This is a genomic window from Novosphingobium lentum NBRC 107847 (genome assembly GCF_001590965.1).
GTDB lineage: Bacteria > Pseudomonadota > Alphaproteobacteria > Sphingomonadales > Sphingomonadaceae > Novosphingobium > Novosphingobium lentum.
Map to the genome: position 1 here is coordinate 82970 of NZ_BCTW01000010.1, position 26492 is coordinate 109461.

The 26492-nt window shown below is 66.7% G+C and carries 26 protein-coding genes and 1 other RNA gene; 14 read left to right on the forward strand and 13 right to left on the reverse strand.

The annotated features are described in order from the left end of the window. Positions 1 to 62: 62 nt before the first annotated feature. A complete protein-coding gene (gene rsmA, locus NL2_RS10615) occupies positions 63 to 884 on the forward strand; it encodes a 16S rRNA (adenine(1518)-N(6)/adenine(1519)-N(6))-dimethyltransferase RsmA (RefSeq protein ID WP_157083133.1) in 822 nt (273 codons plus the stop codon). A gap of 86 nt (positions 885 to 970) precedes the next feature. On the opposite strand, the gene NL2_RS10620 is transcribed toward rsmA, so the two are convergent. Then, complete coding sequence (locus NL2_RS10620) at positions 971 to 3079, reverse strand: malate synthase G (protein WP_068074629.1); 2109 nt, start codon at positions 3077 to 3079, stop codon at positions 971 to 973. A gap of 224 nt (positions 3080 to 3303) precedes the next feature. Between NL2_RS10620 and NL2_RS10625 the strand changes: the two genes are divergently transcribed. The 4 genes from NL2_RS10625 to NL2_RS10640 all read left to right on the forward strand — a co-directional run bounded on the left by NL2_RS10625 (position 3304) and on the right by NL2_RS10640 (position 7259). Further along, positions 3304 to 4509, forward strand: a complete 1206-nt coding sequence (locus NL2_RS10625) for a hydrolase (protein ID WP_068074632.1) — start codon at positions 3304 to 3306, stop codon at positions 4507 to 4509. Positions 4510 to 4513: 4 nt separating this feature from the next. Then, positions 4514 to 5542 carry an arginine N-succinyltransferase gene (locus NL2_RS10630; RefSeq protein WP_068074635.1) on the forward strand — a complete coding sequence of 343 codons (1029 nt, stop codon included), beginning with the start codon at positions 4514 to 4516 and terminating at the stop codon, positions 5540 to 5542. Continuing rightward, entirely contained in the window at positions 5542 to 6825 is a 1284-nt protein-coding gene (locus tag NL2_RS10635) for an N-succinylarginine dihydrolase (protein WP_068074957.1), read from the forward strand. The genes NL2_RS10630 and NL2_RS10635 overlap by 1 nt, the downstream gene beginning before the upstream one ends. A 188-nt stretch (positions 6826 to 7013) precedes the next feature. Continuing rightward, a complete protein-coding gene (locus NL2_RS10640; RefSeq protein ID WP_068074638.1) occupies positions 7014 to 7259 on the forward strand; it encodes a hypothetical protein in 246 nt (81 codons plus the stop codon). Positions 7260 to 7324: 65 nt separating this feature from the next. On the opposite strand, the gene ssrA is transcribed toward NL2_RS10640, so the two are convergent. After that, positions 7325 to 7698: a transfer-messenger RNA gene (ssrA, locus tag NL2_RS10645) on the reverse strand. Positions 7699 to 7742: 44 nt separating this feature from the next. Continuing rightward, positions 7743 to 8171 carry a large conductance mechanosensitive channel protein MscL gene (gene mscL, locus NL2_RS10650; RefSeq protein ID WP_068074643.1) on the reverse strand — a complete coding sequence of 143 codons (429 nt, stop codon included), beginning with the start codon at positions 8169 to 8171 and terminating at the stop codon, positions 7743 to 7745. Between the two features lie 216 nt (positions 8172 to 8387). Between mscL and NL2_RS10655 the strand changes: the two genes are divergently transcribed. Genes NL2_RS10655 through NL2_RS10675 form a run of 5 tightly spaced genes read left to right on the forward strand, consistent with a single transcriptional unit; the run spans position 8388 to position 11896 of the window. Further along, positions 8388 to 9080 carry a LemA family protein gene (locus NL2_RS10655; protein WP_068074647.1) on the forward strand — a complete coding sequence of 231 codons (693 nt, stop codon included), beginning with the start codon at positions 8388 to 8390 and terminating at the stop codon, positions 9078 to 9080. A gap of 23 nt (positions 9081 to 9103) precedes the next feature. Then, positions 9104 to 9892 (forward strand): TPM domain-containing protein, encoded by a 789-nt coding sequence (locus NL2_RS10660; RefSeq protein WP_068074654.1) that lies wholly within the window; start codon positions 9104 to 9106, stop codon positions 9890 to 9892. Position 9893: 1 nt separating this feature from the next. Then, positions 9894 to 10568 (forward strand): TPM domain-containing protein, encoded by a 675-nt coding sequence (locus tag NL2_RS10665; RefSeq protein WP_068074658.1) that lies wholly within the window; start codon positions 9894 to 9896, stop codon positions 10566 to 10568. Between the two features lie 6 nt (positions 10569 to 10574). Further along, positions 10575 to 11117, forward strand: coding sequence for an NUDIX hydrolase (locus NL2_RS10670; RefSeq protein ID WP_068074661.1), 543 nt, complete (start codon positions 10575 to 10577; stop codon positions 11115 to 11117). Next, positions 11114 to 11896 (forward strand): SDR family oxidoreductase, encoded by a 783-nt coding sequence (locus NL2_RS10675; RefSeq protein WP_068074664.1) that lies wholly within the window; start codon positions 11114 to 11116, stop codon positions 11894 to 11896. The genes NL2_RS10670 and NL2_RS10675 overlap by 4 nt, the downstream gene beginning before the upstream one ends. On the opposite strand, the gene NL2_RS10680 is transcribed toward NL2_RS10675, so the two are convergent. The 5 genes from NL2_RS10680 to NL2_RS10700 all read right to left on the reverse strand — a co-directional run bounded on the left by NL2_RS10680 (position 11821) and on the right by NL2_RS10700 (position 16316). Next, positions 11821 to 12621 (reverse strand): hypothetical protein, encoded by an 801-nt coding sequence (locus tag NL2_RS10680; protein ID WP_157083134.1) that lies wholly within the window; start codon positions 12619 to 12621, stop codon positions 11821 to 11823. The two genes, NL2_RS10675 and NL2_RS10680, sit on opposite strands and share 76 nt — an antisense overlap. A gap of 265 nt (positions 12622 to 12886) precedes the next feature. Then, positions 12887 to 13270 carry a VOC family protein gene (locus tag NL2_RS10685; RefSeq protein WP_068074670.1) on the reverse strand — a complete coding sequence of 128 codons (384 nt, stop codon included), beginning with the start codon at positions 13268 to 13270 and terminating at the stop codon, positions 12887 to 12889. A gap of 26 nt (positions 13271 to 13296) precedes the next feature. Next, the gene (locus NL2_RS10690) at positions 13297 to 14406 is read right to left on the reverse strand and encodes an S-(hydroxymethyl)glutathione dehydrogenase/class III alcohol dehydrogenase (RefSeq protein ID WP_068074673.1); all 1110 of its coding nucleotides are present in this window, start codon (positions 14404 to 14406) and stop codon (positions 13297 to 13299) included. A gap of 83 nt (positions 14407 to 14489) precedes the next feature. Further along, positions 14490 to 15797 (reverse strand): MFS transporter, encoded by a 1308-nt coding sequence (locus NL2_RS10695; protein ID WP_068074676.1) that lies wholly within the window; start codon positions 15795 to 15797, stop codon positions 14490 to 14492. Positions 15798 to 15845: 48 nt separating this feature from the next. After that, positions 15846 to 16316: a Saro_0803 family transcriptional regulator gene (locus NL2_RS10700; RefSeq protein ID WP_068074679.1), complete on the reverse strand. Its 471-nt coding sequence runs from the start codon at positions 16314 to 16316 to the stop codon at positions 15846 to 15848. 93 nt (positions 16317 to 16409) lie between these two features. Between NL2_RS10700 and NL2_RS10705 the strand changes: the two genes are divergently transcribed. Genes NL2_RS10705 through NL2_RS10715 form a run of 3 tightly spaced genes read left to right on the forward strand, consistent with a single transcriptional unit; the run spans position 16410 to position 18713 of the window. Next, the gene (locus tag NL2_RS10705) at positions 16410 to 17879 is read left to right on the forward strand and encodes a lignostilbene-alpha,beta-dioxygenase (RefSeq protein WP_068074682.1); all 1470 of its coding nucleotides are present in this window, start codon (positions 16410 to 16412) and stop codon (positions 17877 to 17879) included. A 4-nt stretch (positions 17880 to 17883) separates the two neighbouring features. Further along, complete coding sequence (locus tag NL2_RS10710; RefSeq protein WP_068074685.1) at positions 17884 to 18345, forward strand: DUF3237 domain-containing protein; 462 nt, start codon at positions 17884 to 17886, stop codon at positions 18343 to 18345. Between the two features lie 29 nt (positions 18346 to 18374). Beyond that, positions 18375 to 18713: a hypothetical protein gene (locus NL2_RS10715; RefSeq protein ID WP_068074961.1), complete on the forward strand. Its 339-nt coding sequence runs from the start codon at positions 18375 to 18377 to the stop codon at positions 18711 to 18713. Here the strand turns inward: NL2_RS10715 and NL2_RS10720 are convergent. From NL2_RS10720 to NL2_RS10740, 5 genes are all read right to left on the reverse strand, one after another. Next, positions 18710 to 20329 (reverse strand): MFS transporter, encoded by a 1620-nt coding sequence (locus NL2_RS10720; RefSeq protein ID WP_068074688.1) that lies wholly within the window; start codon positions 20327 to 20329, stop codon positions 18710 to 18712. The two genes, NL2_RS10715 and NL2_RS10720, sit on opposite strands and share 4 nt — an antisense overlap. A gap of 115 nt (positions 20330 to 20444) precedes the next feature. Next, on the reverse strand, positions 20445 to 21506 hold the full coding sequence (locus NL2_RS10725; RefSeq protein ID WP_068074691.1) for an amidohydrolase family protein: 1062 nt from the start codon (positions 21504 to 21506) through the stop codon (positions 20445 to 20447). Positions 21507 to 21610: 104 nt separating this feature from the next. Beyond that, positions 21611 to 23056, reverse strand: a complete 1446-nt coding sequence (locus tag NL2_RS10730) for an NAD-dependent succinate-semialdehyde dehydrogenase (protein ID WP_068074694.1) — start codon at positions 23054 to 23056, stop codon at positions 21611 to 21613. A gap of 105 nt (positions 23057 to 23161) precedes the next feature. Next, on the reverse strand, positions 23162 to 23902 hold the full coding sequence (locus NL2_RS10735) for a nuclear transport factor 2 family protein (RefSeq protein ID WP_068074697.1): 741 nt from the start codon (positions 23900 to 23902) through the stop codon (positions 23162 to 23164). 59 nt (positions 23903 to 23961) lie between these two features. Beyond that, a complete protein-coding gene (locus NL2_RS10740) occupies positions 23962 to 25356 on the reverse strand; it encodes an MFS transporter (RefSeq protein ID WP_439646894.1) in 1395 nt (464 codons plus the stop codon). Positions 25357 to 25550: 194 nt separating this feature from the next. On the opposite strand from NL2_RS10740, the gene NL2_RS10745 reads away from it, so the two are divergent. Beyond that, positions 25551 to 26483 carry an SDR family NAD(P)-dependent oxidoreductase gene (locus NL2_RS10745; RefSeq protein WP_245647653.1) on the forward strand — a complete coding sequence of 311 codons (933 nt, stop codon included), beginning with the start codon at positions 25551 to 25553 and terminating at the stop codon, positions 26481 to 26483. The last annotated feature ends 9 nt before the right edge of the window (positions 26484 to 26492 follow it).

The window sequence follows — 26492 nt, forward strand, 5'->3', positions numbered from 1 at the left end:
CGTGCATGCTGCGGCAGGCTCAGCATGAGCGAGGTTGGGTGATGTCGGGACAGGACGGTGCGATGCCGGAGCAACCCGATCTTCCCCCCTTGCGCGAAGTGGTCAACCGCCACGGGCTGATCGCGAGCAAGGCGCTGGGGCAGAACTTCCTGTTCGACGAACAGCTGCTGTCGCGCATCGCGACGATCCCCGGCAAGCTTGCCGGGCAGCAGGTGCTCGAGATCGGCCCCGGCCCCGGCGGCCTGACACGCGCGCTGCTGCGTGCCGGTGCGAACGTCACCGCGATCGAGATGGACAAGCGCTGCCTGCCCGCGCTCGCCGAACTGGCCGAGGCGTTTCCGGGCCGCCTCACCGAGATTCACGGCGATGCCACCAAAGTGGCGCATGACATCGAGGGGCCGTACCATATCGTCGCCAACCTGCCCTACAATGTCGGCACCGCGCTGTTTACCGGCTGGCTTTCGGGCGAGGCATGGCCACCGCCGTGGGCCTCGCTCACGCTGATGTTCCAGCAGGAAGTCGCGGCGCGGATCATCGCCACCACCGACAGCGACGCCTATGGGCGGCTGGCGATCCTGTCGCAATGGCGCAGCGATCCGCGCATCGCGCTCAAAGTCCACCGCAGCGCATTCACCCCGCCGCCCAAGGTAATGTCGGCGATTGTCCATGTCGAGCCGGGCGCGATGCCGGAAGGCGTGTCCGCGCGGATGCTGGAGCGCGTGACCGAAGCCGCGTTCGGCCAGCGCCGCAAGATGCTGCGCCAGAGTTTGAAGGGCTTGCCCGGCGCCATCGACGCGGCGCAGGAGCTGGGCATCGACCTGCAGCGCCGGGCGGAGACGCTGAGCGTGGCCGAGTTCGTGGCGGTGGCAAAGCACTTGTCCTGAGTCCCCGCGAAGGCGGGGACCTCATGCCGAAACTTGCTCTCCAGCGCACGAAGCCCCCGCCTTCGCGGGAACTCAGAACGGAGCTGCTACCCCGCCGCCTTCTTCTTCCGCCGCCACGCATGCAGCAACGGCTCGGTATAGCCGTTCGGCTGGTCGATCCCGTTGAACACCAGGTCGCACGCGGCGAGGAACGCCATGCTCGATTCCCAGTTGCCCGCCATCGGCTGGTACAGCGGATCGCCTGCGTTCTGCGCATCGACCTTGGCCGCCATGCGCTTGAGCGAGGCCATCACAGCCTCGCGGCTGCACACGCCGTGGAGCAGCCAGTTGGCCATATGCTGGCTGGAAATGCGCAGCGTCGCACGGTCTTCCATCAGGCCCACGTCGTGGAAGTCGGGCACCTTGGAACAGCCGACGCCCTGGTCGATCCAGCGCACGACATAGCCCAGCAGCCCTTGCGCGTTGTTGTCGAGCTCCTCGGCGACTTCGGCTTCGGACCAGTTGACCCCGGCGGCGAGCGGGATCGTCAGCAGGTCGTCCAGCCCCGGGACCGGCTGCTGCTCAAACTCGCGCTGCACGTCGAACACATCGACCTGATGATAGTGCATCGCGTGGAGCGTGGCGGCAGTGGGCGACGGCACCCATGCGGTGTTCGCGCCGGTGCGCGGGTGCGCGATCTTTTCGATCATCATCGCGTGCATCCGGTCGGGCGCGGCCCACATGCCCTTGCCGATCTGCGCGTGCCCCGAAAAACCCGCCGCCAGTCCGATGCCGACGTTGCGCTTTTCGTACGACGCGATCCATTTCGAACCTTTGATCGCGCCCTTGCGGATCATCGGCCCGGCCTGCATCGAGGTATGGATTTCGTCGCCGGTGCGGTCGAGGAAGCCGGTGTTGATGAACACCACGCGGTCCTTCACCGCATGGATGCACGCAGCGAGGTTGGCGGACGTGCGCCGTTCCTCGTCCATCACGCCGACTTTGACGGTGTGACGGGCAAGGCCGAGCAGATCTTCCACCGCATCGAACAGGTTATTGGTGAACGCGGCTTCCTCGGGCCCGTGCATCTTGGGCTTGACGATGTAGATCGATCCGGCGCGGCTGTTGCGGAACGATCCGAAGCCCGCCAGATCGTGCGCGCCGATCGCGCTGGTGATCACCGCATCCATGATGCCTTCGGGGATTTCCGAACCGTCTGCGAGCAGGATCGCCGGGTTGGTCATCAGGTGGCCGACATTGCGCACGAACAGCAGGCTACGCCCTGGCAGGGTCAGCGTGGTGCCATCGGCCTGCGTCCACGTGCGATCGGGATCGAGCGCGCGGGTCATGGTCTTGCCGCCCTTGGCGAAGCTGGCGACCAGATCGCCGCGCATCAGCCCGAGCCAGTTGGTGTAGGCGGCGACCTTGTCCTCGGCATCCACCGCCGCGACCGAATCCTCCAGATCGACGATCGTGGTCAGCGCGGCTTCGAGCACGATGTCGGCCACGCCCGCCTTGTCGGTCGCGCCGACCGGGTGGCCCGCGTCGATCACCAGTTCGATGTGGAGGCCGTTGTTGCACAGCAGCAGGCTGCCGGGATGTTGCGCCACGAACTGGTCGGGATTACACAGCGGCGGCAGCGCCGTGCCGTCCCAGTCGGCCCAGCTCAAGCCGTCCAGCGGAACTGTCAGGTCGAGAAACGCGCGGCCCGCCGCGATCACGGCATCGCCGCGCGCGCGGTCATAGCCGCCCGGCTTGGCTGCGGGCGCTTCCAGCACGTCGGTGCCGTACCAAGCGTCGTACAGGCTGCCCCAGCGCGCGTTGGCGGCGTTGAGCACGAAGCGGTCGTTGAGCGAAGGCACCACCAGCTGCGGCCCGGCCATGCCCGCGATCTCGCGGTCGACGGCCTGCGTGCCGATGGCGAACGGCGCCGGCTCGGGTACGAGGTAGCCGATCGCGGTCAGGAACGCGCGATATTCTGCCGCATCGATCGGCTTGCCGGCGCGCGCCTTGTGCCATGCGTCGATCTGCGCCTGCAGCGCGTCGCGCTTGGCCAGCAGCGCGCGGTTGACCGGCACGAACCGGTCGAGCAGCGCGGCGAAACCGGCCCAGAAGCTGCCGGCATCGCGGCCCAGCGGCGCCAGCACCCGATCCTCCACGAACGCGGCCAGTCCCGCATCGACCTGCAACCCGCTTCGTTCCACTCGAATATCCATCAGTCCCTCGCACACGTCTTTGGCGCCAATCGCGGCGTTTGGGCCGCGTTGGCAAGTGATCGTCGCTTTACCTTGGGGAGGTGCGCTGGCGCTATGACGGAATGGAGCACAGTTGGCAATTGCCCCTGTAGACAGGATTGTCCCTGTGGACCGGCAAGTCCGATCGACCGCATCGCAACGCAGGCCTTCACCCGCCCTCCGCATGGCGCTAGAGCCGGTTGCAGATGCAACAGCTTTCCCCCACCGAAGCCGCGCTGGTCGGCGCGATCGATCCCGCACCGATGCTCGCCCGGGTCGAAGCGTGGTGCGCGATCAATACCGGCACGCGCAACCTGGCCGGGCTGGCGACGCAAGCTGCGCTGCTGGCCGATGCCTTTGCCGCGCTGCCCGGAGCGGTGCACATGGTCGAACCCACCGCGGTCGAGGCGATCGCGCCCGACGGCAGCGCGGTGGCGCAGGCGCACGGCAGCCATCTGGTGCTGCGCGTGCGGCCGCAGGCGTCGCGGCGGTTGCTGCTGACCGGGCACATGGACACCGTCTATGCCGCCGATCATCCGTTCCAGGCGCTGGCGTGGACCGATCCCGCCACCGTCAACGGCCCCGGCGTGGCCGACATGAAGGGCGGCATTGCGGTGATCCTGGCCGCGCTCGCCGCGTTCGAGGCAAGCCCGGCGGCGGCTGCCGTGGGCTACGACGTGATGATCAATTCCGACGAGGAGACAGGCAGCCTGTCCTCTGCACCGCTGATCGCCCACCTGGCAGAGGGCAAGGCAGCGGCGCTGACATACGAGCCATCCGCGCTACCGGACGGCACGCTGGCGGGTGCGCGCGGTGGCAGCGGCAACTTCTCCGCGATCGTCACCGGCCGTTCCGCCCACGCAGGGCGCAACCCGCAGGACGGGCGCAACGCGCTGGTCGCTGCGGCCGACATTGCGGTGCGGCTGAAGCACATGGAAACCGCCGGACTGAAGATCAATCCGGCGCGGATCGATGGTGGTTCTGCCAACAACGTCGTGCCCGACCATGCCGTGCTGCGCTTCAACATCCGGCCAAAGGCGGAGGACGATGCCGAACGCTTCAGCCGCGCGATCTGGCTGGTGTGCCACGAGATCGAGCGCGAGCACGAAGTCGAGGTCCACCTCCACGGCGGCATCACTCGCCCGCCCAAGCCCTTGACCGCTCAGGCCGAGCAACTGTTCGGGCTGGTGCGGACATGCGGCGCGGCGCTGGGCCAGCGCATCGCGTGGCAGCCATCGGGCGGGGTGTGCGACGGCAACAACATCGCCGCGCTGGGCGTGCCCGTGGTCGATACGATGGGCGTGCGCGGCGGGGCGATCCATTCGTCGCAGGAGTACCTGATCGTGCCGTCGCTGGCCGAACGCGCGGCACTGTCCGCGCTGGTGCTTCACAGGCTTTCCGGGGGGAACTGAGACCATGACTTTCGTCATCCGCGCCGCCAGCCAGCGCGATCTGCAACCGCTGTACGAGATGGCCAAGCTGACCGGCGGCGGCTTCACCAACCTGCCCGCCGATCGCAAGGCATTGCAGGCCAAGCTTGACCGGTCGGCACAGGCGTTCTGCGAAGCGCCCGCCGGCAGCAAGGTGGAAGACCGCGACGAGCTGTTCGTACTGGTGCTGGAAGACTACGAAAACGCCGAAGTGCGCGGCACCTCGCAGCTGTTCACCCGCGTCGGCCAGACCTGGCCGTTCTATTCGTACCGCATGGCCACGCTGACCCAGCACAGCAAGGAACTGGGCCGCACCTTCCGCGCCGAGATGCTCAACCTCGTCACCGATCTGGAGGGCGCGAGCGAAGTCGGTGGGCTGTTCCTCCACCCGTCGGAACGCGCGGGCGGGCTGGGGATGTTGCTGGCGCGTAGCCGCTATCTGTTCATCGCGATGCACCGCGCGCGCTTTTCCGACCGCATCCTGGCCGAACTGCGCGGGATCATCGACGAGCGCGGCGGGTCGCCGTTCTGGGACGGGGTGGCCGGCCGCTTTTTCGGGATGAGCTTTCAGGAAGCCGATTACTTCAACGCGATCAACGGCAACCAGTTCATCGCCGACCTGATGCCCAAGCACCCGGTGTACATCGCGATGCTGCCCGACAGCGCGCGCACCGCGATCGGGCTGCCGCATCCGTCCGGCCGCGCGGCGATGCGCATGCTGGAAGAGGAAGGCTTCGCCTACGAAGGCTATGTCGACATCTTCGACGGAGGGCCGACGATGACCGCGCGCACCGATCGCGTGGCCAGCGTCGCCAACGCGCGCGAGGTGCGCGTGGCCGAGATCGACTGGGCCAAGGACACCAGGAAGGCGCTGGTCGCGACCGGCCGGCTCACCGAGTTTCGCTGCTGCTTTGCCGAAGTCGCGGAAAATCCCGGCGGGCTGCTGATCGATCCGGCGGCGGCGGCGGCGCTGGGTGTCGGGGTGGGCGAACTGATCTGGTGGGTGGCGCGCTGATGGAACCCGTCAATCCGGTCGAGATCAACTTCGACGGCATCATCGGCCCCAGCCACAACTATGCCGGGCTGAGCCTGGGCAACCTCGCCTCGGCCAGCCACGCCGGCGACCCGTCGTACCCGCGCGCCGCCGCGCTGCAGGGACTGGCGAAAATGCGCGGCAACATGGCGATGGGTCTGGCGCAAGGCTTCTTCGTGCCGCTGCCGCGCCCCAATTTGCGCTTTCTGGCAGAGATCGCGGGCGACGGGGCCGGTCCGGTGGACGACAGGCTGGCGCGCGCGATCTGGTCGGCATCATCGATGTGGACCGCCAACGCCGCCACCGTCTCGCCCGCCGCCGATTGCGCGGACGGGCGCTGCCACCTGACCGTGGCCAACCTCGTCACCATGCCGCACCGCTATCAGGAATGGCCCGATACGCTGCGCCAGCTGCGGCTGGCGTTTGCCGACACGGCCCATTTCGCGGTGCATGATCCGGTGCCCGCGTGCTTTGGCGACGAGGGCGCGGCCAACCACATGCGGCTGGCGTCCAGCCACGCCGCGCCGGGCGTCGAAGTGTTCGTTTACGGCAAGGCGGGCGGCGCATTCCCCGCGCGCCAGCATGACCAGGCGAGCATGGCCGTCGCGCGGCGGCACGCGCTGGACTGGAACCGCGTGCTGATGGTCGAACAATCGCCTGAAGCGATCGCGGCGGGGGCGTTCCACAACGATGTGGTGGCGGTGTCCAACGGCAACGTCCTGCTCGCGCACGAACAGGCGTTTGCCAACCGCGAGGAGGTTTACGCCCGCCTGACGGCGATGATGCCCGACGTGCAGATCTACACCGTGCCCGCCAGCGAGGTCAGTCTGGCCGAGGCGATCCGCACCTACCTGTTCAACGGGCAGATCCTGTCACTGCCGGACGTGAGCGGGGGCGGCGGCGGCATGGCGCTGGTGATCCCGACCGAGGCGTGGGAGAGCAAGCCGGTGCGCGGCTGGCTCGACACGCTGCTGGCCAGCAACGGGCCGATCCGCACGGTCGTGCCGGTCGACGTGCGGCAGTCGATGGCCAACGGCGGTGGGCCCGCCTGCCTGCGGCTGCGCGTGGTGGCCGATCCGGCCACGGTCGATCCGCGCTTCCTGCTCGACGAGCGCAAGGCCGATGCCATCGAACGGGTGATTTCGAGCCATTGGCCCGAACAGATCGATCCCGCGCACTTCCCCCCCGACGCCGCGCTGGCCGCCGCCATCGTCGGCGCGCGCACCGCGTTGCTCGATGTGCTGGAGCTGGGCGAACTGGCCTGATTGTCCCGGTCCGGCACGGTGGCGTGGCGCCCCGGAACCGGTGACGCAAGATTGGCGTTCTATACCCGATATTTACCAACGCCTGTCGGCCAGCCTTACAACCGCCTTACCCGTTAACCTTCGCTTCACGCGGGATTGACGAACTGGCATGATCGTTGCGATGCAGGTGTCGGTTCAAGAGGTAACGAATGCTCGCCAAGATCGGTCGCCTGTTCAAGATCAAGACGCGCTTCGAGGCGTTCCTGATCATTTATGCGCTGGCGCTGGGTGCGGTGCAGCGGGGCAAGATCTATCTTGTCCTGTACCCCGGCTTCGGCGGCAAGCTGCTGTTCCTCGCCTGCACGTGCGCCGTGTTCATGGCCGGCGGCAAAGTGCTCGATTGCCTCAAGTTCGAGGCAGCAGCCAAGGCGGCGCAAGAGGTGGAAGCGGGCTGAACGCCGCCCCGCGCCTTGGCAGGGTAAAGTAGGGGGCTTCTGTTGCCCGGTGCCCCCCGAACCGCTGGAATCCGTTCTGTTGCCCGGTCGGTCCAACCGCGCTTTAGCTTTGTAAATTCAGGCCGTTAAGCCGTCACATTACGCCGCAAGAGCGAGTGCTTCATTGTCATTGGCACTTGTGGGTTTTGAGCCTTGAACGGGTTACTCAGCCCGGGCAAAAACAGCGCTTTTCAACACACGTCGATCCTGGTTCGGCCCCATCATCACCTCTGTGACACCAGAGCCCGGACTACGCCCGAAGACGATACCGGATGGTGGTGGTGGAGCCGCCGGGTACTGCCCCCGGGTCCGCTGCGTCTATTGTACGCTACACTTTATCGCCATATCCGGTCGAAACCGGCACGACCTATATAGGGCATGCTGCGCAAAAGAAAAGGCGGGCGCTTCGCAGCACCCGCCCTTCCGCAATCCGTTTGTCGGAATTCAGCCCTTCTTGAGCGAATCCCGGATTTCGGTGAGCAGATCGACCTCGCTCGGCCCGGCGGGCGCGGCGGCGGGGGGCGGCATCAGCTTGTTGGCGGTGCGCACGATCTGGAAGATCACGAACGCCATGATCAGGAAGTTGATCAGCGCGGTGATGAACGAACCGTAGCCGATCATCGCCACGCCGGCCTTCTTGAGATCGGCATAGCTCGCCAGATCGCCCTTGTAGGTATCGGGGATCGCGCCGAGCGTGATGAACTTGTTGGTGAAGTCCATGCCGCCGAACAGCCAGCCGACCACCGGCATGATGATATCGTCGGTCAGCGATGACACGATCTTGCCGAACGCCGCGCCGATGATCACGCCGACAGCCAGATCCATCACGTTCCCGCGAGCGACAAATTCCTTGAATTCCTGCATCATGGCCATGGTTCTGTTCTCCCAGCAAGCCTCTGGCGCGTTTTGCCATGGTCATCATGACGTCACAAGCCGCAATCGAGTGCTATTACACCCGGATCGGGGCTGGCAGCAGGGCGCTGCCAACGCACCGCTTGAACCGGGCGCGCGGCGGGCTATGTAGTGGGTCGCAAATACCGGTGCGGCCGATCCGGCCCGCAATCCCGGTTCGACGAGAGGGTTTGACCAATGGCCGCCACCTTTTTTGCCCGCCCGCTGTTCAGACGGTTCGGCCGCATCGCGCTTGTCGCCGCCGCCGCTGCGGGCCTGGCCGGGTGCGGGGTCAACTCGATCCCCACCGCCGAGGAAGAAGCCAAGGCCAAGTGGGCCGACGTGCAGAACCAGTACCAGCGCCGGTCGGACCTGATCCCCAACCTCGTCTCGACGGTCAAGGGCTATGCCAAGCAGGAGCAGGACACGCTGGTCAAGGTGACCGAGGCGCGCGCCAAGGCCACTTCGGTGCAGATTTCCGCCGCTGATGTGACCGATCCCGCAAAGATGGCCGAATACCAGCAGGCCCAAGGCGCGCTGAGCCAGGGGCTGGGTCGCCTGCTCGCCTCGGTCGAGGCCTATCCTGATCTCAAGTCAAACCAGAACTTCCTCGCGCTGCAAAGCCAGCTTGAAGGCACCGAGAACCGCATTGCGGTGGCCCGGCGCGACTACAACGAGGCGGTGCGCGGCTACAACGTCACCATCCGCACGTTCCCGGCCGTGATCGGCGCCAAGGTGATCTACGGCTCCAAGCCGATGGTGCCGTTCGCCGCGACCACGCCCGGCGCAGAAACCGCACCCACGGTCAGCTTCGACAGCCCGGCAGCACCGGCAGCCGCGCCCGCCAACGACAACGTGACCGCGCCCGCGAGCAAGGCGGCCGGGAACTGAACCCCGGAAGGGGGCCGGGACCGATGCGCAAACTGATCCTGCTGCTGCTGGCGGCGCTGGCGTTCGTCGCCGGCCCCGGCACGGCGGGCCAGGCACTGGCGCAGGACTTCCCCAAGCTGACCGGGCGGGTGGTCGATGACGCGCATCTGCTCAGCCCCGAACAGGCCGCCGCGATCGACGGCAAGCTTGCTGCGCTGGAAACGCAATCGCAGCGCCAGATGGTGGTGGCGACCGTGCCCAGCCTGCAGGGCTTCGAGATCGAGGACTACGGCTATCGTCTGGGCCGCGCGTGGGGGATCGGAGACAAGCAGCGCAACGACGGCGTGCTGCTGCTGGTCGCGCCGACCGAGCATAAAGTGCGGATCGAGGTCGGCTATGGTCTGGAAGGGATCATCACCGATGCGCTGTCGAGCGTGATCATCCAGCGCGAGGTCGTGCCGCGCTTCAAGCAGAACGATTATCCCGGCGGCATTGCCGCAGCGACCGACCAGCTGATCGCGCAACTGCAACTGCCGGAGGATCAGGCGCGCAAGATCGCCGCCAGCGCGGCTACGCAGCAGAAACAGGCCAATGCGCCCAGGTTCGATTTCGGCACCGTAGTGTTCCTGTTGGTGTTCTTCTTCTTTTTCGTCCTGCCGTTCCTGCGCGCGCTGCGCCACGGCGGGCGGCGGGGCGGCCCCGGCGTGATGATCTTCCCTTCCGGCGGATGGGGCGGAGGCGGTGGCGGCGGCGATTGGGGTGGCGGCGGCGGCGGCGGCTTTTCGGGTGGTGGCGGCAGCTTCGGCGGCGGCGGATCGTCGGGGAGCTGGTGACATGACAGGACTTACTGACGCCGACCGCGCACGGATCGGCGCGGCGGTAACCGCCGCCGAGCTGGGCTCCGCCGGCGAAATCGTGACGATCGTGACCGACCGCTCCGATCCCTATCGCGACGTCGCGATCGGCTGGGCGGCGTTCGTGGCGTTCCTGGCGCTCGCCGCGCTGGAGGCGGCGCCTTCGTTCTATCTCGGGCTGATCGACCGCGTGCTGGGCCTGTGGGGCAGCGAATGGACCCCGCGCGCGGTGCTGGGGCTGGCGCTGACCGTGGCGACGATCAAGTTCGCGGGCATGCTGGTGCTGATGGCATGGCGGCCGCTGCGGCTGCTGCTGGTGCCCGGCCCGGTCAAGACCGCGCGCGTCCACGCCCGCGCGCTGACTTGCTTTAAGGTGGGCGCCGAACGCCGCACCACCGGACGCACCGGCATCCTCATCTACCTCAGCCTGGCCGAACGCCGTGCCGAGATCGTGGCCGACGAGGCGATCGCCAGCAAAGTTGCGCCCGAAGTGTGGGGCACCGCGATGACCGCGATGCTGGCCGAGATCCGCGCCGGGCACATCGCCGACGGGATGATCGCGGCGGTGACCGAGGTTGGCGCGATCCTGGCCACGCATTTCCCGCGCGCCGCCGATGATGCCAACGAACTTCCCGACCGGTTGATAGAGGTCTGATCCTGCATGAGCGAAGCCGACGCCGAACCCGAACAGGAGATGTGGGCGGGCCGCTACATCGTCGCCAAGAAGAAGGGCCGCTGGGAATACGTCAGCCGTGCGCGCAACATCCGCGCGGCGGTGATCCTGGCGATCGACGCCGAGGATCGCGTGATCCTGGTCGAGCAGTTCCGCGTGCCGCTGGGCCGGCCGTGCCTCGAACTGCCCGCCGGCCTGATCGGCGATCATGATGACGATCCGGACGAAACCGTCGAAGCCGCCGCCGCGCGCGAGCTGGAAGAGGAAACCGGCTATCGCCCCGGCCGGATGCAGGTGATCGGCGAGTTCTTTTCGTCGCCCGGCATGGTCTCCGAAAGCTTCACGCTGCTGCGTGCGTTCGAGCTGGAAAAGGTGGGCGAAGGCGGCGGCGTTCCGGGCGAGAACATCACCGTCCACCACGTGCCCCGGCGCAATATCGAACGGTTCATCGCCGAACGGCGGCGACACGGCGACGCGATCGACGTCAAGCTGCTGACGCTGCTTGGCCCCGGCATTCTGGAGCTGACATGAGCGGACGCGTTGCAGGCAAGAAAGTGCTGGTCACCGGCGCGGCGCAAGGACTTGGCGCCGCCACCGCGCACCGGCTGGCCGCAGAGGGCGCCCGCATCCTGCTGACCGACATCAATGGCGATGGCGCGGCGGCGCAGGCGGCGCTGATCAACGATGCGTTGGGCGCGGGCACCGCCTTTGCCGTGCGCCACGACGTGACCCGCGCCGATCACTGGGCCGAAGCGGTCGAACTGGCGGCAGAGGCGCTGGGCGGGCTGTCGGTGCTGGTCAACAACGCCGGGATCGGCATTCGCGGCAACATCGAGACGTGCAGCTTCGACGACTGGAAGCGCGGGTTCGCGGTCAATGTCGACAGCGTGTTCCTGGGCTGTCAGGCGGCGATCCCGCTGATGAAGGACCACCAACCCGGCTCGATCGTCAACATCTCGTCGATTGCCGGGCTGATCGCGTCGGACACGATGCCCGCCTACAACGCGTCGAAGGCGGCGGTGTGGATGCTGACCAAGTCGGTGGCGCTGCACTGCGCCAAGCAGGGCTGGGACTTGCGCTGCAATTCGGTGCATCCGACATTCGTCGACACCCCGATCCTTGACGGCATCGCCGCCAGTTCGGGCCGCGAAAAAAGCGTGGTGATGGGCAAACTGGCGCGCCAGATCCCGCTGGGCCGGGTGGGCGAGCCCGACGACATCGCCAACGGCGTGCTCTACCTCGCCAGCGACGAAAGCCGGTTCATGACCGGCGCGGAGCTCAAGCTGGACGGCGGCATTTCGGCGATGTGACGGCGTGCCGCATCGAGCGCTTCGAACGCCTCGATCTGGCGGCGCAGGCGACGGTTCTCGGCGCGCAAGGCATCGATTTCGGCGCGGCGACGTGCCTTGGCGGAGTGCGGCGCCGAGGTCTGGCCAGCTCCGGGTGAGGGCCAGAACACCGCACGCAGCCATCCACCGATCCCGGCGAACAGGCCCGGACCGCCCGCCAGGGCCAGCGACCGTCCGCGCGGCAATGGCGCGATGGCCTCATCCGGCACCGATGGCGCAGGGCTGGCAGCCGGCGCTTGCGTCAGCGGCGCAGGCGCAGCCAGGGTAAGCGAAGCGGCGGCGCCGTGCGACGCCGGCACAGCTTTATCCGGCAGAACCGGCGACGGCAGCGGTTCCGCCGCAAGCGCCACCACTGCCACCTTAGGAGCCGATTTGCGGGCGACGCGCTGGCCTTTGCCCTTGCGCTTCTTGCGCTGCACCGGCGCCGCGCGGGCGGCTTTTCGTGGCTTTCCGGTCGTGGTGGTCGCGGCAGCGTCAGAATCCGGCACAGCGCCCGGCCGTGCTTCGTCGAGCGGCACGACGAGCGGCAGGGGCTTGACCAGGCCGGCGGGGAAACTGGGCGGCACCGGCTGTCCCAGCATGAACGGCGGTGCGGCGGCGGCGCCCGTAGCCTTCGGGATGCCCGCGCCCTGACCCTGCCCCCGGTTGCGCGGTTGTGCGGCCCTGCGGTTACGCGCTGTGTACATGGCGACCCGTCCCTCCCCCTAGAGGTAGTGCTTGGGTCAACGCTGTCACACCAGATGCGGGTGTCGAGCAAAAGTCGGTCGGATTTGGCGTGCGCTGCCTCCGGGCAATTGCGTAGCGCACCTGGCCGCTGGCGAGGCCCGTCCGCAGAAAACCGCAGCGCGCGACGCCGCGTGCGATCGCTTCCGAAAGGTCCAATTCGGAAGCGATCGATTGCAGTGTGCGATTCCAGCGGCTTGCCCGCCCCGTTGGCGCGCAGGTCGGGCCCTACCCCGCCGCGTCAGGATTGGGCGCGAACGCGCAGATCTTGTTGCCGTCGGGATCGCGCAAGTACGCGCCATACATCTGGCCGGGCGCGTTGACGCGCACGCCCGGCGCGCCTTCGTCCGAACCGCCGTTGGCCAGCCCGGCGGCGTGGAACGCATCCACCGATGCCGCGTCCTTCGCCTTGAAGCCCAGCGTGTGGCCATTGGACGCGGTGTGCGCCTCGCCGTTGGCGGGCCGCGCGACGATCAGATTGCTGCCCTCGCCCGGATAGACCGTGCCGTGCGGCAGCGGGACCGAGGCAAGGCCCAGCGCGCCCATCGCGGCATCATAGAACGTGCGTGAACGATCGACATCGTTGGTGCCGAGGAAGCTATGGGTAAACATCGTTTTCTCTCCTGAAACTTGTGCGATCAGAACACCACGACCGAGCGGATCGATTCACCCGCATGCATCAGGTCGAAGCCCTTGTTGATGTCTTCGAGCGTGAGGACGTGGGTGATCATCGGGTCGATCTCGATCTTGCCGTTCATGTACCAATCAACGATCTTGGGCACGTCGGTGCGGCCCTTGGCGCCGCCGAACGCGGTGCCGCGCCAGTTGCGGCCCGTGACCAGCTGGAACGGCCGCGTGCTGATTTCCTTGCCCGCCTCGGCCACGCCGATGACGATGCTGGTGCCCCAGCCGCGATGGCAGGCTTCCAGCGCCTGGCGCATCACCGTGGTGTTGCCGGTGCAATCGAACGTGTAGTCCGCGCCGCCATCGGTCAGCGCGACAAGATGCGCGACGATGTCGCCGTCGATGGTCGTGGGATTGACGAAATGCGTCATGCCGAACTTGCGGCCCCAGTCCTCTCGGTCCGGGTTGATGTCCACGCCCACGATCATGTTCGCGCCCGCCATCCGCGCACCCTGCAGCACGTTGAGGCCGATCCCGCCCAGACCGAACACGATTACGTTGTCACCCACTTGCACCTTGGCGGTGTTGACCACCGCGCCCACCCCGGTGGTCACGCCGCAGCCGATGTAGCAGCTGGTCTTGAACGGCGCGTCCTCGCGGATTTTCGCCACCGCGATCTCGGGCAGCACGGTGAAGTTCGAGAAGGTGCTGCAGCCCATGTAGTGGAAGATGGTCTGGCCCTTGTAGCTGAACCGCGAGGTGCCGTCGGGCATCAGTCCCTGCCCTTGCGTGGCGCGGATCGCGGTGCACAAGTTGGTCTTGCCCGAAAGGCACGACTTACACTGGCGGCATTCGGGGGTGTAGAGCGGGATCACGTGGTCGCCCGGCTTGACCGAGGTCACCCCCGGCCCGACCTCGCGCACGATGCCCGCACCTTCATGGCCCAGCACCGACGGGAACAGCCCCTCGCTGTCCAGCCCGTCGAGCGTATAGGCGTCGGTATGGCAGATGCCGGTGGCCATGATCTCGACCAGCACTTCGCCCGCCTTGGGGCCTTCGAGATCGAGCTCGACGATCTCGAGCGGGGTCTTGGGCGCAAAGGCTACAGCGGCGCGGGTCTTCATGGGTCGAGTCTCCGGAAAACGATTTTGTATGTCACACGTACGATTTGCAGTTTCGCTGCAGCGGGGTCAATCCCGCCTCTCGCTTACGCCGCAAGCGTCCTGGGCAGCCTTACCATAGTGATTGCTCCTGCTGCCACCAGCGAACCGGCTGCCATCAGCAGCGCCACCGTCTGCAATGAAAAGCCGTCCTTGAACAGCACCCCTGCCAGAAACGGCGCGAGCGCCGATCCGCCGCGCCCGACCCCGATGGCAAAGCCGGTGCCGGTCGCGCGGACGTGCGTCGGGAAGGCCAGCGCGAAGATCGAATAGAGTCCGACGATGGCCGAATTGGTGAACAGCCCCGCGATGAACACGATCGTCGACAGGCTGTGCAGATCGGGCTGCCCACGCCCGAACCACGCGACCATCACGAAACTGCCGAGCAGCACCGCGATCGTCAGCGGTTTCAGCCCGGTGCGCAGTGCGACAAGGCCAAAGATCGCCCCGCCGATCGCCCCGCCCAGGTTGGCCCAGACCAGCACCCCGGCGGCAGAGGCGGGGGCAAAGCCCATGTCGACCACAATCTTGGGCGTCCACTTGAGGATGAAGTAGAAGCTGATGACATGCGCGAAGTACGCCAGCGTGAGCAGCAGCGTGGTGCCCGCCAGCCCGGGCTTGAGCACATCGGCGATCGACAGCTTTGCCGTGCCCGGCGCCGGCGGGGCCAGCGCTTCGATCGGGGCATGACCGAACCGCGCGAACGTGGCGTTGATCTTCGCCACCGCGCCGTCGGGCCGCCGCGTGCCGAGCCAGGCAGGCGATTCGGGCACGAACAACCACACCAGCGGGATGAAGCACAGCGTCGCGATCGCGCCGAATTCGAACACCGTGCGCCAGTCGCCACCCTTGAGCAGCAGCGCCGAGATCGACCCGCCGATCACCGCGCCCAGCGGATAGCCGATCACCATCAGCGCCATCGCCACCGACCGGCGGCGCGCATTGGAAAACTCGGCCGCGACCGCGTTGATCGCCGCCAGCATGCCGCCGATGCCCAGCCCGGTGACCACGCGCCAGATCGCCAGCGTCGAGACGCCGTGCGCGGTGGTGGCCATGGACATGCCCAGCGCCATCACCAGCAGACTGCCCAGGATCGTCGGGCGGCGGCCGATGCGATCGGCCACCCCGCCCAGCACCACCGAGCCGAGCGCCATGCCGACCAGTTCGGCCGACAGCACCGCGCCCAGCACCGCCCGGTCGATGCCCCATTCGCTCGAAATGCCGGGTGAGGCGAAACTGATCGACAGCACGTCGAACCCGTCGAGCGCGTTCAGCCCGATCGTGATCGCCACGGCCGCCACCTGCAGCCGGCTCATCGGCCGCTCGTCGATCAGCGCCCTGGGGTCGCTCGCCATCGTCTCTCTCCCTTGGCCCGCCCGGCTGTACTGCCGGTGTCGGGGTCGTTATTCGTGAATGCGCGCGAGCAGGTCGAGCAGGAGCTTGACCTCCTTGTCGCTGAAGCGGGCCTTCAGCCACGCCTCATGCTCGCGGATCGCGGTCTTGGCCTTGGCCAGCACGTCCACGCCCGCCGGATCGAGATGCAGCGCCTGCTTGCGGCCATCGTGGTCCGACCGCATCCGCCGCAAGTAGTGCTTGGCCTGCAGCCGGTTGATGATCGCCATCGTGGTGGCGCGGTCCATGCGCAGGCGCTGGGCCAGATCGGTCTGCGCGATGCCGGGGTGATCGTCGACCAGCCACAGCACCGAGACCTGCTTCTGCGTCAGGTCGAGATCGGTGAACGTCTCGGTAAAATGGCGCAGGCATGCCCCATGCGCCAAGCGGATGTGGAAGCCGAGGATGTCCTTGATCGCGCCGATATCGCCATCGTCATGCTCGGCGGGAGCGATCGCGTCGGCGAACCTGTCTTTCACCATGGCGATCCCCCAATTTGCCGCCGATCAATTTGCCGCTGGCGTTGCGGTAGTATATTTGTTTGCATAACATACAATCAAAGCGAGGAGGATGTCATGGCCGAATTTCCACGGACCCCCAGTTTCACCGGCTTCAACACGCCTTCGCGCATCGAAGCCGACATTGCCGACCTCGCGCACGAAGGCACGGTTCCGGCGGGATTAAACGGCGCATTTTACCGCGTCCAGCCCGACCCGCAATTTCCCCCGCGACTGGGCGACGACATCGCCTTCAACGGCGACGGCATGATCACCCGCTTCCACATCCACGATGGCCAGGTCGATTTCCGCCAGCGCTGGGCGAAAACCGACAAGTGGAACCTTGAGCATGCCGCGGGCGAAGGACTGTTCGGCGCCTATCGCAACCCGCTGGGCGACGCGCCCGAGGTCAAGGGCGCGATCCGCGGCACCGCCAACACCAACGCTTTCCCGTTCGGCGGCAAGCTGTGGGCGCTGAAGGAAGACAGCCCCGCGCTGGTGATGGACCCGGCGACGATGGAAACCGTCGGCTATGAAAAGTTCGGCGGAAAGATGACCGGCGAAACGTTCACCGCGCACCCCAAGATCGACCCCGTCACCGGCAACATGGTCGCCATCGGCTACGCCGCGAGCGGTCTGTGCAGCGACGACGTCACCTATTACGAAGTCAGCGCCGACGGCGAACTGGTGCGCGAGGCGTGGTTCAAGGTGCCGTACTATTGCATGATGCACGACTTCGGCATCACCAGGGATTACCTCGTGCTGCACATCGTCCCCTCGATCGGCAGCCATGAACGGCTGGAACAGGGCCTGCCGCACTTCGGCTTCGACACCACCATGCCGGTGTACCTCGGGATCATCCCGCGCCGCGACGGGGTGACCGATGCCGACATCCGCTGGTTCCGTCGCGACAACTGCTTTGCCAGCCACGTGCTCAACGCCTGGCAGGACGGCACCAAGGTCCACTTTCTGACGTGCGAGGCGAAGAACAACATGTTCCCATTCTTCCCCGACGTGCACGGCGCGCCGTTCAACGGGATGGAGGCGATGAGCCATCTCACCGACTGGACCGTCGACATGGCGTCCAACGGCGAGGATTTCGACAGCATCACCCGCCTGTCGGGCACCGCCTGCGAATTCCCGCGCATCGACGATCGCTTTGCCGGGCAGAAGACCCGCTACGGCTGGTTCCTCGAGATGGACATGAAGCGCCCTGTCGAACTGAAAGGCGGCAGCGCCGGCGGCTTGCTGATGAACTGCCTGTTCCTCAAGGACTTGCAAACCGGAGCGGAGCAACACTGGTGGTGCGGCCCGGTCAGCAGCCTGCAGGAGCCGTGCTTCGTGCCGCGCGGCAAGGACGCGCCCGAAGGCGACGGCTGGATCGTGCAAGTGTGCAACCGTCTGGAAGAGCACCGCAGCGACCTGCTGATCTTCGATGCACTCGACATCAAGCAGGGCCCGATCGCCACGGTCAACATCCCCATCCGCCTGCGCTTCGGCCTGCACGGCAACTGGGCGAATGCGGGCGAGATCGGGCTGGCGGCGTGAAGCGATGATCAAGCCGGGACTCGAATTCGTCTATGAGGCGCGCGGCGAACTGCTCGCCCCGATCCCGATCGGCGAGACGTACGACGGCACGCGGCGGATCATTCCGATCGTCGGCGGCGGGCGCGTCGAAGGCCCGCTGATCTCGGGCAAGCTGGTGGGCAACGCCGCCGACTGGCAGTTGACCCGGCTTGACGGCGTGACCGTGGTCGAGGCGATCTATGCGCTCGAAACCGACGACGGCGTGACCATCCAGATCCGCAACAAGGGCCTGCGCCACGGCCCGCCAGAGGTGATGGCGCGGCTGGCGGCGGGCGATGAGGTCGATCCGGCCGCCTACTATTTCCGCACGGTGCCCGAATTCACCGCGCCCACCGGCAAGTACGAATGGATGAACCGGTCGATCTTCCTGTGCACCGGCGCGCGTTATCCGCTATCGATCCGGTTGTGGGTGTGGCGCGTGACCTGACGCCGCCCCGAACCGAAAGTGAGCCCGCCATCGCCCGTGCCGACCGCCTCGAACGCCTCGACCGCACCCGCATCGGGCTGGAGGAAGACTATCGCCTCGCGCTGATCGCCGCGCTGAAGGTGACGGCAGCGGGATCGTGGGGCCTGTTCGATCACCGCCAGGACCGCCACGACCGCGCGCGGGTCGAAAAAGAGGTCGCCGAACTGACCGAACTGGCCGAAACCATCGACGAAATGCGCGAGCAACTGTGGCTCGAACCGTTCGCGCTGCACCAGGAATTCCTCGCCAGTCGCGGCCCGGTGGCGGCGCAGGCGGTGGGCGAACCCAAGCAGGCCCGCGCGTGGCTGGAGCGGATGAAGGAGGGCTAGATCCCCTCGCCCGCCGCCCTTGCCCGTTCCACCACCCGGCCCTCATCGCGCCGCACGGTCAGCCCCAGCACCACCAGCAGCACCACGATCGGCACCGCCACCCAGTTGATCGTGCGGATCGCGTGGCCCAGGTCGCCGCCGCCCGCGTCGCTGATCATGCCGACCAGATACGGTCCGATGCCCAGCCCGAAGATGGTCGACACGATGATATAGGTCGATGCGGTGATCCCGCGCATGCGCGGCAGCACCTGATCGTACATCACCGCGTACAGCGGCGGCAGCCACATCGTCAGCACCAGGCTGTAGAGCGTGAACCGCATGTAGAACGTGCCCGCATCGGCGGCATGGTACACCCACAGCCCGATCAGCGGTGACAGCCCGAGCGAGGCCAGCGTCACCCACACCCGGCCCGCGCCAGGCAGGCGGTTGTTCATCCAGTCGGACACCGGTCCCGAGATCATCGGCCCGACGATGCCCAGTCCGGCGGCCAACAGCCCAAATTGCAGCCCCGTGGTCGCAGGCGACAAGTGGTAGCTTTTCATCAGGAACGACGGGGTGAAGCCCATCACGCCATAGTTGATCATCGACTGGATCGATCCGACCGCCATGCAGATCACCAGCGAGGGCGAGGCCATCACCGCGTGGGCCGGGGGGTCGGACAGCTTGAGCGACTGCGCCAGGTTCAGCACGACGAACAGCCCGAACCCGATCACACCCCATTGCAGCGCGTGCGGGTTGATCGACAGCCCGCCGAGCTGAAGATCGGGGCGCGGTGAATACGCCTGTCCGACGCGCGCCAGCACCACCATCGTCACCACGATCAGCGTCAGCCCGGCGGTGTTGACCAGCCATTCGCGCGTGCTGGCCCCGCGTCGCGCCAGCGCCAGCCAGTGGCTTCCCGGCGTAACCGCCCCCAGCACGCCCGCGCTGGCGCGGAACGGGTGCGGATCGGCGGGAGTCGGGATGCCGTCGATTGCGCCGCGCGCCGGCTCGCGCATCCGCCACAGCAGCGCGGCCAGCGGCAGGCCGGGGATCGCCGCGACCAGGAACGCGAACTGCCAGCCTGAAAAGCCCAGCGGCGCGGAGCCGGCGGCATAGCGCGCATCCCACCAGCCCGCCGCGACTCCGCCCAGCACCGAGGACAACCCCAGCCCCACCGCGATCGACGCCGCCAGCACCGCCATCGCCAGTCCGCGCCGGGGCTTGGGAAAGTGATCGAACACCAGGCTGGTGCCGGCCGGCTGCGACGCGGCCTCGCCGATGCCCACGCCCAGCCGCGACAGCGCGAGCAGCGCAAAGCCGCCCGCAAACGCCGCCACGCCTGTCGCCAGCGACCAGAAGAAGATCGCGATGGCCAGCAACCGGGTGCGCGTCCAGCCGTCGGCCAGCCGCCCCAGCGGCAGCGAGAACAGCGCATAGAACAGCGCGAACACGGTGCCATAAAGCAGGCCCATCTCGCCATCGCCGATGTGCAGGTCTGCCTTGATCCGCGGCGCGAGGATCGCAAGGATGTTGCGATCGAGCAGGCTGAGCAGCTGCACCAGCCCGACCAGCGTCAGCGCATACCACCCGCCTTTGGTGATGGTTCTGGAATTCACGTTGGTTACGCCAGCCATCCCAGTTTCCCGTCCGCCCTGAGCTTGTCGAAGGGCTGCTTTTCTTGTCTTGCGTTGCTGAAGTGAAGTGCAGTCCTTCGACAGGCTCAGGACGGACGGGAGTTGTGTCCCGGATTCAAAGCTTGAACCACCGCTCCGCATTCGTCTGGAAGAACTTCTTCTTCAGCGCAGGCGTCATGTCCATCGCGTCCAGCGCCTGCACTTCGCTCGCCTCGTATTCGTACGGGTAGTCCATCGCGTACATCACCCGGTCCTCGCCCACCACTTGCTGGCAGAACTTGATCGCCGGTTCCCACGCCACGCCGCTGTTGGTGATCAGCACGTTGCTGCGCATGTACTCGGCGATGGTCTTGTTGAGCGGCTTCATCCGCGCATAACGCTTCGAGCGCACCCCGGCCTGGTGCATGTAGTCGAGCCGGTACAGCCAGTATGGCAGCGCCTCGCCCATGTGGCCGACCATGATCTGCAGGTCGGGATATTTGTCGAAGATGCCGATGGTGATCAGACGCAGCAGGTGCATGCCCGTCTCCACCCCGAACCCGAAGATCGCGCCGTCGAGCCCGGCTTCGAGCATCGGCGTGATCATGCTGTCGGGCGGCGTGGCGGGATGGATGTACAGCGGCTGGCCTTCCTCGACCAGCGCGCGGAAGATCGGATCGTACTTGGGATCGTCGAGGTATTCGCCCTGGGTGTGGCTGTTGATCTGCACGCCCTTGAAGCCCAGCTCGCGCGCGCAACGATGGACCTCGTGCGCCGACCATTCGGGATCCTGCGTCGCCAGCGTACCCATGCCGATGAAGCGCGCGGGATATTTCTGGCAAGCTTCGGCCAGACGATCGTTGGCGCGCGCGGCAATCGCCTTGGCCTCGGCATGGTCGAGCATCGGCTGAACGCCGGGCGACGTCAGCGCGAGGATGGCCTTGTCGATACCGGTGCGGTCCATGTCGGCGATACGCTCGTCACCCAGGTCGAGCAGGCGGTGCAGGATCTGCGTCGCGCGTTCCGAAGGGTTGGAGCCATAAAAGCCCCACAGCGAGACCATGCCCTTGTCCGCCGTGCCATCCTTGATCATCCGCAGGAACACATCGACCTGCTCGCGCGTGGCAAAGGCTTCCTCGGTGGCGATGCGCAAGTAGCCGCGATCCCCGCCCGTCCTGAGTTGATGTGGTTCGGTCATCGTACTCTCCTTCGCCCTGGCGGGCACGGCAAGCGCGGCCATTCCCGCCGCCAGTCCTGCATTCACGTCACGCCGGCGCATTGGGTGCGTCCACACCTGCCCCATCACCCTTCGTGCACGGCCTTGGTCACCATGCAGGCCATCAGGCCTTCGGGCCCGTCCTCGTGCCCATGACCGGACCATTTGACCCCGCCAAACGGCGAATCCGCGCCGCCGATCATCGTCGTGTTGATGCCCAGCATGCCCGTTTCGATCTCGCGCATCAGGCGCTGCTGGCGCTTGGCGTCGGTGGTCCACGAATAGGCGGCAAGGCCATACGGCAGCCGGTTGGCCTCCGCGATCATCGCCGCTTCGCCCGCGAACGGGTTGATGATCGCGACCGGGCCGAATGGTTCTTCATTGAGGATTTCGGCATCGAGCGGAACTTCCGACAGCACCGACGGCGCATAGAAGAACCCGGCGTTGGCGCCGCCGAGATTGCCCGGACGCTCGCCGCCGGTGTGCAGCGTGCCGCCGCGTGATTTCGCATCGGTGATCAGGCGGTCCATCGCCTCGGGCCGTCGCGCGTTGGCCATCGGGCCCATCTGCGTACCGTCGTCCAGCCCGTTGCCGACCCTGATCGTCTTCGCCCGCTCGACGAATCCGTCGCGGAACCGCGCGAACACGCCCTCCTCGACGATGAAGCGCGTCGGCGAGACGCACACCTGCCCGGCGTTGCGGTACTTGTGCGGCACCATGGTGTTCAGCACCGCATCGACATCGACATCATCGAACACCAGCACCGGGCCGTGGCCGCCCAGTTCCATGGTGGTGCGCTTCATGTCCTCGGCGGCGAGCTTGGCGAGGTGCTTGCCGATCACGGTCGATCCGGTGAACGACAACTTGCGCACGATCGGCGAGCCGAGCAGGTGACGGCTGACTTCGTCGGGCACGCCGAACACCGCCTGCGCAACCTCTTTGGGCAGACCAGCGTCATACAGGCACTGCAGCACGCCCAGTGCCGACGCCGGCGTTTCCTCGGCCGACTTCATGATCACTGCACATCCCGCCGCGATCGGTGCACCCAGCTTGCGCCCGGGGTTGCCCAGCGGGAAGTTCCACGGGCTGAACGCCGCGACCACCCCCACCGGCTCGTGGATGACGGTGGAGCGCATGCCCGACGGCCGCACGAGCGCGCGGCCATACAGGCGGAACACCTCGCCGGCGTAAAAGTTGAACAGGCCGACATTCATCAGCACTTCGATGCGGCTTTCCGATAGCGGCTTGCCCTGCTCCATCGTCGCGATGCGGGCGAGGTCTTCCTGCCGTTCCAGCATCAGCCGTGCCGCGCCCTGCAGCACGGCGGCGCGCTGATGCGGGGTCGAATCGCGCCAGACCCGGAAACCCCGTTGCGCGGTGTCGAGCGCGCGATCGAGATCGGCGGCATCGGCCAGCGGCAGTTCACCGATGACCTCACCCGTGGCCGGGTTGACCACCGCATGCGTGCGTCGCCCGCCGCCGGACACGCGTTCGCCGTCGATCACCATGTGCAGCGCGGGGTACTGGGTCATGCAAGTCTCCGTAATGTCGCGTCGTTCCGGACTGATCCGGGATCGCTGGCGGTCAGGCGCCTGCAGGCCAGCGGTCCCGGATCAGGTCCGGGACGACGCAAATCCTCAGCCCTTGGCGTTCTCGCGGTCGATATCGCCCTGCCAGCGCTGCGCGACGATTTCCTCGCCCGTGACCGGGTGCGGCATGTGGAACGGCACCAGCTTGTGCGTGGGCCACAGCCAGTGATCGGTGATCAGTTCATCCGGGCCGGTCGGATCGGTGGGATAGGTGACCTTGGGGAACGGCACGTATTCGTGCGGGGTGTGCGCCCAGCCGGTCTCGAAATCGGCGTGCCACTGCGGCATGTAGTTGAGGATGTGGAGCCGCCACGTGCCGTCCACCTTCTTGTACGTGTTCTCGTAGATGCCGCCTTCCCACCACTGGCGCGCCTTGAGGTGCGGGGCATCGCCTTCGTAATCCTTGTGCCGTCCGGCCTGCATCATCGAGCGCGCGCGCCCGAACGCGGTGACGCCGTCGGGCTGGACGTTGATGATGTCCTGGATTTGCGGATGATCGAGCAGAAAGCCGTCGATCGGCCCGTTGTTGCCATACGTGAACCGCGCCTGGAACCGTTCGACATACAGCCGCCGCACGCCATGCTGGCCTTTCCACACGCCGCCGAAGAAACGCACTTCGCCATCGGGCGTGAACAGGTCGACCGTCTCGTTGTACAGGCACTTGTCGATCAGGTAGCCGTAAAGGTGCTGCAGCTTGCGTATGGCCAGCTCGTCCTCGGTCACGGTGACGCGGCGGGCGAGATCGGCAACCTGGCTTTCCAGCGCGGCCAGGCGATCAGTATCGGACATTGTCTGCTCTCCCATTTTTGTATGTCTTACTTACAATTTTGCCCGTTTCGGCGCGGCTGTCAACGGGCAGCGCGCATCCCGGCTTCGATCGCCTCGAGCCGTTCGACTTCCTCGCGGTACGGCTTGATGCCGCGCCACATGAAGAACGTCGCCAGCGGCAGCAACGCGACGGCGACGATCACCAGCGCCTTCCACAGATCGGCCTCGTTGCCGACGATCCGTTGCGCCACGGTACCCACCACGAAACTGCCCATCGCCCCGAAGAACGTGAACATGAACAAATAGAACGCGGTCACCTGACCGCGCATCTCGTTGGGCGCGACGCGCTGGATCGCCGCGTTCTGCGGCACCGCGCCAGCCAGCCCGAACATGCCGCCCAGCGCCATCACCGCCAGGCTCGATTCGCCCGTGGGCATCAGCGGCGAACAGATCGCGCAGACGGTGGTGCAGGCGAACAGGATCGTCGCCGCGCGCACGTTGGCGTCCTTGTAGCGTTTGGCGAGCCATTCCACGAACACCCCGCCCAGGAACACCCCGAGCAGTGAGGCCGCCAGCAGCATCGGCGCCATCACCGCGCCGATCCGCGCCTCGTCCCAGTGATAGCTGCGGATCATGAACGGCACGCGCCAGAACATCAGCCCGAACGTGTCGATCGCGCTGAGCGCCAGGCCGATGAACAGCGGGCCATAGACCTTGCGCCGCGCGCCGATCGCCTTGAGCGCATCGAACCCCGTGAAGGTGAGCAAGCGCCTGCCCAGCCCGGCGTCGCCCGGCAGTTCGGCGGCGGTCACCAGAACCTTGTGCCGTGGCGGTTCGACCGCCAGCATCAACAGCGTGGCGGCGAAGACACCGGCGATGCCTTCCCAGATCAGCAGCCACTGCCAGCTGTAAATCGTCAGGCCCAGGAAATGCCCCTTGGGCCACGCGCCCAGCATTACCACCAGCTTGCCGCCCAGCCCGACGCCCACCGTGGTCCCGCCGATGAAGCCCAGCTGCAGCAGCGCGAACGCGCGCGTGATCTTCTTGGGCGGGAAATGATCGGCCAGCATCGAATAGGCCGCCGGGGCATGCGCCGATCCGCCCGCGCCGAGGAACATGCGGCTGCCGACGAACTGCGTGAACGTCTGCGCCATGCCGCCCAGCGCCATCACCGCACTGATCGCAGTCATCCCGCCGGCCAGCACGAACTTGCGCGGAAAGATGTCGGCCAGCCGCGCCAGCGGGATGCCGACCAGCACGTAGAAGATGATCGTGGCCGGGCCACCCAGGAAACCGAGCTGCTCGTCGGTCAGCTGGAAATCGATCTTGATCCGCTGCGCCAGCATGCCGAACACGGTCTGGTCGAAAAAGTTCAGGAACGTCGCCAGAATGATCGCGAACAGCGCGAAATAGGCCGCGCCGGACGAAGGCCAGCGCCGCGCGTCGCCCGCCTCGATGCCCTGCTCTGCGGTCATCTCCTGCGCCACGAACTCGGGTGCGACCGGGGCTGCGCCACCTGCCATTGTCTCTCCTCTCCCGCCGCCGCAACCGTTTTCCGGCGCGATTTCAAACTCGGCAGATTGTTAGTCTTGCATACAAATTCGGACTGGTGAATAAAAAAGACGACAACGATGAAAAGCGGCGCCCGCCAACCGGATGGAGCGCGCAGATGATGGAGAGGTCAATGCAGAACTTGCCGGGCAAAACGGCGTTCATCACCGGTGGCGCCAGCGGCATCGGCCTGGGCATCGCCAAGGCGCTGCTGGGTGCGGACATGAACGTGACCATCGCCGACATTCGTCAGGATCACCTCGATTCGGCGACCGCCGAGCTGGATGGCGGAGACCGTGTCCTCGCCCTGAAGCTTGATGTCACCGACCGCGCAGATTACGCGCGCGCCGCCGATGCAGCGCAAGCACGGTTCGGCAAAGTCCACGTCCTGTGCAACAACGCCGGCGTCGCGGTGGTCGGCCCGACCGAGCTGGCAACGTTCGCCGACTGGGACTGGGTGATGGGCGTCAACCTCACCGGCACGATCAACGGCATCGTCACGTGGCTGCCGCGCATCCTCGCGCATGGCGAAGGCGGGCACATCGTCAACACCTCGTCGATGTCGGCGCTGGTGCCGGTGGGTGGCACCACGATCTATTCGTCCGGCAAGGCGGCGGTCGCGGCGATGATGGAATGCATGCGCCCCGAACTGGAAGAGCGCGGCGTGATCTGCTCGGCATTCTGCCCCGGCGCGGTGCAATCGAACATCGCCGAAGCGGGCAAGACCCGCCCCGATTCGCTCGCCGAAACCGGCTATGCCGAAGCGGACAAGCGGCGCCAGGCGGGCGGCAACTTCGCGCACCTCTACCAGACCAAGGAAGAGGTCGGCCAGCGGGTGCTGCAGGGCATCCTCGCCGACGAGCTCTACATCCTCACGCACAGCGAATTCCTGACCGGCGTGCGCGAACGCGGCGAGGCGATGACCGCGGCGGTGCAGACGCAGTTGCCCGAAAATCCTGAATACAAGGCCACGTTCGACCGATTGTTCCGCAACCCCGCAATCACCGACGAAATCGCCAGGCAGAACAGCATCCGCGCGACGCAAGTCTGAGAAGGACCG

What these genes read in the sequence shown, in the direction of transcription:
- NL2_RS10720 (WP_068074688.1), bottom strand. Translation starts at nt 20,329, where the DNA reads ATGGCTGGCGTAACCAACGTGAATTCCAGAACCATCACCAAAGGCGGG.
- NL2_RS10725 (WP_068074691.1), bottom strand. Translation starts at nt 21,506, where the DNA reads ATGACCGAACCACATCAACTCAGGACGGGCGGGGATCGCGGCTACTTG.
- NL2_RS10740 (WP_439646894.1), bottom strand. Translation starts at nt 25,356, where the DNA reads ATGACCGCAGAGCAGGGCATCGAGGCGGGCGACGCGCGGCGCTGGCCT.
- NL2_RS10730 (WP_068074694.1), bottom strand. Translation starts at nt 23,056, where the DNA reads ATGACCCAGTACCCCGCGCTGCACATGGTGATCGACGGCGAACGCGTG.
- NL2_RS10620 (WP_068074629.1), bottom strand. Translation starts at nt 3,079, where the DNA reads ATGGATATTCGAGTGGAACGAAGCGGGTTGCAGGTCGATGCGGGACTG.
- NL2_RS10665 (WP_068074658.1), top strand. Translation starts at nt 9,894, where the DNA reads ATGACAGGACTTACTGACGCCGACCGCGCACGGATCGGCGCGGCGGTA.
- NL2_RS10670 (WP_068074661.1), top strand. Translation starts at nt 10,575, where the DNA reads ATGAGCGAAGCCGACGCCGAACCCGAACAGGAGATGTGGGCGGGCCGC.
- NL2_RS10735 (WP_068074697.1), bottom strand. Translation starts at nt 23,902, where the DNA reads ATGTCCGATACTGATCGCCTGGCCGCGCTGGAAAGCCAGGTTGCCGAT.
- NL2_RS10685 (WP_068074670.1), bottom strand. Translation starts at nt 13,270, where the DNA reads ATGTTTACCCATAGCTTCCTCGGCACCAACGATGTCGATCGTTCACGC.
- NL2_RS10630 (WP_068074635.1), top strand. Translation starts at nt 4,514, where the DNA reads ATGACTTTCGTCATCCGCGCCGCCAGCCAGCGCGATCTGCAACCGCTG.
- NL2_RS10640 (WP_068074638.1), top strand. Translation starts at nt 7,014, where the DNA reads ATGCTCGCCAAGATCGGTCGCCTGTTCAAGATCAAGACGCGCTTCGAG.
- NL2_RS10705 (WP_068074682.1), top strand. Translation starts at nt 16,410, where the DNA reads ATGGCCGAATTTCCACGGACCCCCAGTTTCACCGGCTTCAACACGCCT.
- NL2_RS10690 (WP_068074673.1), bottom strand. Translation starts at nt 14,406, where the DNA reads ATGAAGACCCGCGCCGCTGTAGCCTTTGCGCCCAAGACCCCGCTCGAG.
- NL2_RS10625 (WP_068074632.1), top strand. Translation starts at nt 3,304, where the DNA reads ATGCAACAGCTTTCCCCCACCGAAGCCGCGCTGGTCGGCGCGATCGAT.
- NL2_RS10680 (WP_157083134.1), bottom strand. Translation starts at nt 12,621, where the DNA reads ATGTACACAGCGCGTAACCGCAGGGCCGCACAACCGCGCAACCGGGGG.
- NL2_RS10710 (WP_068074685.1), top strand. Translation starts at nt 17,884, where the DNA reads ATGATCAAGCCGGGACTCGAATTCGTCTATGAGGCGCGCGGCGAACTG.
- NL2_RS10655 (WP_068074647.1), top strand. Translation starts at nt 8,388, where the DNA reads ATGGCCGCCACCTTTTTTGCCCGCCCGCTGTTCAGACGGTTCGGCCGC.
- NL2_RS10675 (WP_068074664.1), top strand. Translation starts at nt 11,114, where the DNA reads ATGAGCGGACGCGTTGCAGGCAAGAAAGTGCTGGTCACCGGCGCGGCG.
- rsmA (WP_157083133.1), top strand. Translation starts at nt 63, where the DNA reads ATGCCGGAGCAACCCGATCTTCCCCCCTTGCGCGAAGTGGTCAACCGC.
- NL2_RS10695 (WP_068074676.1), bottom strand. Translation starts at nt 15,797, where the DNA reads ATGGCGAGCGACCCCAGGGCGCTGATCGACGAGCGGCCGATGAGCCGG.
- NL2_RS10700 (WP_068074679.1), bottom strand. Translation starts at nt 16,316, where the DNA reads ATGGTGAAAGACAGGTTCGCCGACGCGATCGCTCCCGCCGAGCATGAC.
- NL2_RS10660 (WP_068074654.1), top strand. Translation starts at nt 9,104, where the DNA reads ATGCGCAAACTGATCCTGCTGCTGCTGGCGGCGCTGGCGTTCGTCGCC.
- mscL (WP_068074643.1), bottom strand. Translation starts at nt 8,171, where the DNA reads ATGGCCATGATGCAGGAATTCAAGGAATTTGTCGCTCGCGGGAACGTG.
- NL2_RS10635 (WP_068074957.1), top strand. Translation starts at nt 5,542, where the DNA reads ATGGAACCCGTCAATCCGGTCGAGATCAACTTCGACGGCATCATCGGC.
- NL2_RS10745 (WP_245647653.1), top strand. Translation starts at nt 25,551, where the DNA reads ATGATGGAGAGGTCAATGCAGAACTTGCCGGGCAAAACGGCGTTCATC.